This window comes from Thermoflexibacter ruber (assembly GCF_900113045.1).
GTDB lineage: Bacteria > Bacteroidota > Bacteroidia > Cytophagales > Thermoflexibacteraceae > Thermoflexibacter > Thermoflexibacter ruber.
On sequence record NZ_FONY01000041.1, the window covers coordinates 1 to 5298 of the forward strand.

A 5298-nucleotide genomic window follows, 5' to 3' on the forward strand; every position below is an offset into this window, starting at 1 on the left:
AGAAAATACAAATATTTGAAAATCAAAATTTTGCAAAAAAGTAAATCTCTCACCAATTCATAAAATCATAACACTCACTGCAAGGTATTTGCAGTAGCTTTTTTTGGAGAGAATCTGGATATTGGCTACCTTTGCAAAGTACAAATCAGCCAAGCAAAAGAAACTATTTTTTTTGCCTGCCTTTTCCCTTCGTTGCAACGATATTTTTTACTCATACGTCTTTTTTTCAATAGTCATTATTAGTTTTACTTTAAACTGCATAAACCCATGAAAGCGATAAAATCTTTTTCATACCTTGCTTTGTTTTGTTTTTTTACCTTGTCCTGCAATAACAAGAAGCCTCCAATTATAGATATTCATGAATCTTGTGGTATTTTAATAGGACAAGAGGACTGCACGAGTGGTTCTGTAGCAAAGCAATGGTTTATAAGCCTTGAAAATCCACATACTAATGCGTCAAAAGATTTGCTGTACGATGGCAAAGTGTATCAAAATGTATTTATTGTAGGAACTAATCTGCCTGTTTTTGATGAAGAATATGTTATCGGTAAAAAATATAAGTTTCAATATGCAGCTCATGATGCTACTTTATTATCAATATGTCTTATTGGACAAACAACTGATAAATATTCTATCATAAGGCTGTTGAGAACTGAAAATTGTAACTAATTTTCTATTCATCTAATTTCCATTATTTTTAATTTTAAAACCTTATTTTTTATGAAAACTTATCAAAAGATCTTTCTTTTGAGTGTGTTGTTTATTGTATTCAGTTTTTCATCATTTGCTCAATGTATGAATGATGTAGCTTGTTACATGAATGATTGGAGAAATGAATCTAATGCTGTGATATTCTTGACAATACCTAATCCATCTGGAGGGAATTCAAAAACCTGTACAGGGACTTTAGTAAATAACGAAGCTCGCAATGGAAGACCCTACATCATTACTGCTTGCCATTGTATAGATACTGACGGGCAAAGCGGTCTATCGCAAGCAGAGAGAAATAATACTGCAAATTATATTTTTAGTTTTAGATTTAGAAGTTCTAATTGTGATGGGTCTCAATTAGATAATCAATGGCAAACAACAGGTGCAGTTTTTAGGATGGCGCATCAGGCTTCTGATATTGCTTTGATAGAATTAAACCAACAACCTCCTTTTGATATAAACTATATGGGCTGGAATGTAAGTGCTTCACTACCTGCTAATACAACAGTTATACACCATGAAAATAGTCAAAGACAAAAAATTTCATTTTCTAACAATACTACCGCTTTTACAGGAAATCATTACCAAGTAAACTATCACTCTGGGGCTACTAAGGGAGGCTCCTCTGGAGCGGCAGGTTTCAATGCTACTCACCAGATTACAGGCATCCTCTCTTTTGGCATAAATGGGTGTAGTACGATTGGACAGGTATTGCCTGACTATTATGGACGCTTGTCTGCAGCATGGTTGGGTGGTGGAACAGCAGATACACAATTAAGAGCATGGCTTTCCCCTAATCAGAACCTGCAAAGTATGTCTCATCTCATTCCCTCTCTTATCAGTGGAGTGGAACAGTTATGTGCGGGGAGTTCTACTACTTATACGCTACCTAATCTAATCGCTACTATGAATGCTACTTGGACTGTTTCTGGCAATCTAACTATCCTAAGCCAAAATCGCAGTAGTGTAACTGTTACTCCTGCAAGCTCCTCCAGTGCAGGGATAGGGACTATTACTGCTACAGTTGGAGGTATTACCAGCACCAAAACTATCCAAGTAAATCTCCCTGTAAGCAATCAAGGTGTTACTATTCGCAATACGAGTAATAATACCCAATAGAGTTCTACAAGCGGCGGAAACTTAACCATGTGCTACGGACAGCCTAATTACCTGCAACTTACCTATGCTCACGGAAACGGGGCAACAAATGCAGAGTGGACTTTCCCAAGCGGTTGGTCTTATAGCTCGCTGTATGGCACAACTGTAGGACTTACTCCTTATAGCACAGGGTACGCCAACCTGACAGTGAAAGTTGCCAATAGTTGCGGTTGGGCTTTGTATCCTGTGGGCTTCGGTGTCAATGTAAATCACTGCTATAGTGGATTTTCCGCAGGGAATGGCTATAAAGTCTATCCTAATCCTACCGATGATGTGTTACATATAGAATTTGAGCATACAGAGGAACTCCCCGAAGAAATAGCCTTGTTCAACTCGGTAGGCGAAAAAGTGGCTGAGGCAGACATGAAACAGAAAGCCAAAGACATGGAGTTTAAAGCCCAGAAAAAGATTACTTTTGATGTAAAGAAACTGCCCAAAGGTACTTATTATTTGCACATTGTCAGCAAAGAGCAGGTAGATAAAAAACAGATTTTGATAGGAATAAGCAGCAGCACAAGTCATTAGACCTTTTTAAGCCAAAGTTTCTTTCTTAGCTCATGCTTCCCTCAGAGGGAAGCATGAGCTTACTTTATATCCTCCTCACTGCAAGCATTTTGCAGTGGGTCGTAACATTCCGTTCATATTGAATACTTTTTTTGATTTGAGCGTTTAGAGAAAATACAAATATTTGAAAATCAAAATTTTGCAAAAAAGAACATCCCTCTCCAATTCATAAAATCATAATACTCACTGCAAGAGATTTGCAGTGGCTTTTTTTGGAGGGAATATGGATATTGGCTACCTTTGCAAAGTACAATTCAGCCAAGCAAAAGAAACTATTTTTTTGCCTCTCTTTTCCCTTCGTTGCAACGATATTTTTTACTCATACGTCTTTTTAAGTAACAAGTTATTTTTTCAAACAATGTTTTATGAAAGTTAATCAAAAAGGGAAATTTCCAAATTTTAAAGGAAATTTTCTAAAGAGTTCGCAAATTTTTGTCCTTGTTTTTTGTGTGACAGTGTTTTCTGCGTGTAATAAATTAGAAAACCTTAGCCCTGATGATAAAGACAATTTGCGAGGAAGCAATGCTCGTGTAGAGAAAGGTCAAGAGCCCTTTGAGGAACTATCCAGAGTTAAACTAAAAAATGGTCGCTTAATCTTCAGAGATTGGGAGCATTTTGTGAAGACTTGGCAGTATTTGAATACACTAAATCTTCAAGAGATTGAAAAGTGGGAAGAGGGGTTGGCTTTTTCTCTTTGAGAAACTTCAACGAAGATACCACAAAAGTAGCCCGTTTCAAAGATTACAAGTTCCCAATAGGTTACGAAGCTGCTATTAATCCTGACGGTGAGGTGCAAATTGGCAATATTATTTCTATTTTTAAAGATGACTATAAGTATTTCATGCTTGAGAAAGAAGAAGTGGCATTAGAAAAGTTGAAAAAAAATATACTGCAAGAAGAAGAAGAAAAGCAAAAAGGAATTGTAAAAGTAAAATTCCCAAAACCAACAGGAACTACTGAAAAAGCACCTCCGAATGGTAGAAATGAGGGCAGTGCTGTACTTAATGGAAATCAATTTCGTGAAATGATTTGGGAATACTCCACAGATATTACTTACCGAATTACTTTTGGATTAATCAATAGAATAGATTTAGCACCCTACTTAGTTGACCCAGGCATAGCAGTAGGTTGGGATTCTTATTTGGAAACTTATATAGATTTAGGATATTGGAGAAGAAATTTTTGGCAACAGTGGAATTTAGTTAGTGCAGGCGAATACAGAGACCAGTGGATTAGAAATCTCAATATTAATGCTGTACCTCCAACTACAATGGGCGTAGTAGTTGCTCCTCCTTCTACAGTCAATGACTATAGATATAGTAATTCTCGTTGGGTTAGAGGGCTTGGTAGAGCAAGTGGGGCTATTATATATACACCTACTTGGAATATAGTCAATTATTCTGGAGATTATGAAATGAGAGTTTATCCTCATTACAATACCTACTTCCCTCATTCAAGTAATAAAAGTAGAGGTTTATATAGAGAACTTGCATTTTTTCAATAAATAACTAAAAGCCAGTGAGAGCATTTTGCAATCTCATCGGATTTTGTTCTCTTAAATATTTAAAACTATGAAAATCAAATTATTATTTAGAATGTTTCTATTCTTTTTACTTATATCATGCCAAAAGAATAAAGTAGAGCCTCCTTATGAAGTAAAAGGTATAATTACAGCTACTATAGAAGGAAAGTCTTGGAAATCGGAATGGAAAAGTAATTACATAGAATTAGGCCCCTATTTTAATCCTCAATTTTACAGAAAAGCATATAACAATCGCGCTTCTTTAACAGGTTCTTTTACTGTTTGGAGCAAGGGAAGTGAAGACATGAAACTTGGATTTTCTGGTTGGGGTTGCTATTATGGTGCAGTAACAGACTGCTCCATTTTCCGTATCAGGGGGAAACTATCATACGCACTCAATGATGGAGTTGTAGTGGCTAATGGAATCATTTATCAGCCTGTGGCTTCGTCAAATGTCATAGAAATCATAGATTCAGATGAAAAAACTTTGACCATAGAGGGCAGATTCTCATTTGATGCTACCTCTCTGGGTAAATCAGTAATAGATACTGTTCATGTACGTAATGGATATTTTAAACTTACATTTCCTGACAATTAATAAGAGGTATGTTCTCGAATAATTTGACCAAAACCATTCTTAAAGAAATGAAAAATATAATCTATCTATGCCTTCTATTTTTATCTACTATTGCTTATGCTCAAGAAAAACCCTCTACACTTGACCTTAAAATAGGTTTAGGGTTTGGCTTAATAAATATTCCTGCTTATAAACTTGAAAATGAACTTACTAAAAAATGGAATCGCTTTTTTAGTAGCTCCATTTCTATTGGCTTTGCAGTAGGTAATGGAGATAATTACATGAAATCTTTAGATGTAATAGAGGGGGCTATCAATGGTTTTATTTCTCCATTTGGTAATCAAAAGAAAAATAATTTCAAAATAGGTTTGGGTTTGGCTTTTATTCGTAGCAATAACACAAGAGTTGTTTACAAAACTGAGCCTCCTTTTGTTCAAGTACCAGAAGAATGGTACGCATTGTATGAAGAAAGGAGAAGAAATCTCAACATCATCATAGACTATGAAAGATGTATTGGTAAAAAATATTTGATAGGCGCAAGAATTACCTCTCAACCTTATTTTTCAATTATTCCCTTCCTGCGCTTTGGAATCAAACTTTAATTCTTAACTAAGCTCATGCTTCCCTCAAAGGGAAACTCTCGCTTACTTTATACCCTCCTCACTGCAAGCATTTTGCAGTGGTTCGTAACATTCCGTTCATATTGAATACTTTTTTTGATTTGAGCGTTTAGAGAAAATACAAATATTTGAAAATCAAAATTTTG

General features: G+C 35.5%; 7 protein-coding genes. All 7 read left to right on the forward strand.

The window, feature by feature from the left end:
- Nucleotides 1–267: 267 nt before the first annotated feature.
- The gene (locus BM141_RS18280) at nt 268–669 is read left to right on the forward strand and encodes a hypothetical protein (protein ID WP_091548917.1); all 402 of its coding nucleotides are present in this window, start codon (nt 268–270) and stop codon (nt 667–669) included.
- Between the two features lie 51 nt (nt 670–720).
- A complete protein-coding gene (locus tag BM141_RS18285) occupies nt 721–1830 on the forward strand; it encodes a trypsin-like peptidase domain-containing protein (RefSeq protein WP_091548918.1) in 1110 nt (369 codons plus the stop codon).
- A 27-nt stretch (nt 1831–1857) separates the two neighbouring features.
- Nucleotides 1858–2394, forward strand: coding sequence for a T9SS type A sorting domain-containing protein (locus BM141_RS18290; RefSeq protein ID WP_091548919.1), 537 nt, complete (start codon nt 1858–1860; stop codon nt 2392–2394).
- Between the two features lie 404 nt (nt 2395–2798).
- The gene (locus tag BM141_RS18295) at nt 2799–3131 is read left to right on the forward strand and encodes a hypothetical protein (RefSeq protein WP_091548920.1); all 333 of its coding nucleotides are present in this window, start codon (nt 2799–2801) and stop codon (nt 3129–3131) included.
- Nucleotides 3101–3937, forward strand: a complete 837-nt coding sequence (locus BM141_RS18300; protein WP_143090984.1) for a hypothetical protein — start codon at nt 3101–3103, stop codon at nt 3935–3937. Before BM141_RS18295 ends, BM141_RS18300 begins: the two co-directional genes overlap by 31 nt.
- A 67-nt stretch (nt 3938–4004) precedes the next feature.
- Nucleotides 4005–4553, forward strand: coding sequence for a hypothetical protein (locus BM141_RS18305; protein WP_091548922.1), 549 nt, complete (start codon nt 4005–4007; stop codon nt 4551–4553).
- Between the two features lie 47 nt (nt 4554–4600).
- Complete coding sequence (locus BM141_RS18310; protein ID WP_143090985.1) at nt 4601–5134, forward strand: hypothetical protein; 534 nt, start codon at nt 4601–4603, stop codon at nt 5132–5134.
- The last annotated feature ends 164 nt before the right edge of the window (nt 5135–5298 follow it).

Coding starts and splice junctions, on each gene's coding strand:
- BM141_RS18290 (WP_091548919.1), top strand. CDS start 1,858: ATGTGCTACGGACAGCCTAATTACCTGCAACTTACCTATGCTCACGGA.
- BM141_RS18310 (WP_143090985.1), top strand. CDS start 4,601: ATGAAAAATATAATCTATCTATGCCTTCTATTTTTATCTACTATTGCT.
- BM141_RS18295 (WP_091548920.1), top strand. CDS start 2,799: ATGAAAGTTAATCAAAAAGGGAAATTTCCAAATTTTAAAGGAAATTTT.
- BM141_RS18305 (WP_091548922.1), top strand. CDS start 4,005: ATGAAAATCAAATTATTATTTAGAATGTTTCTATTCTTTTTACTTATA.
- BM141_RS18285 (WP_091548918.1), top strand. CDS start 721: ATGAAAACTTATCAAAAGATCTTTCTTTTGAGTGTGTTGTTTATTGTA.
- BM141_RS18280 (WP_091548917.1), top strand. CDS start 268: ATGAAAGCGATAAAATCTTTTTCATACCTTGCTTTGTTTTGTTTTTTT.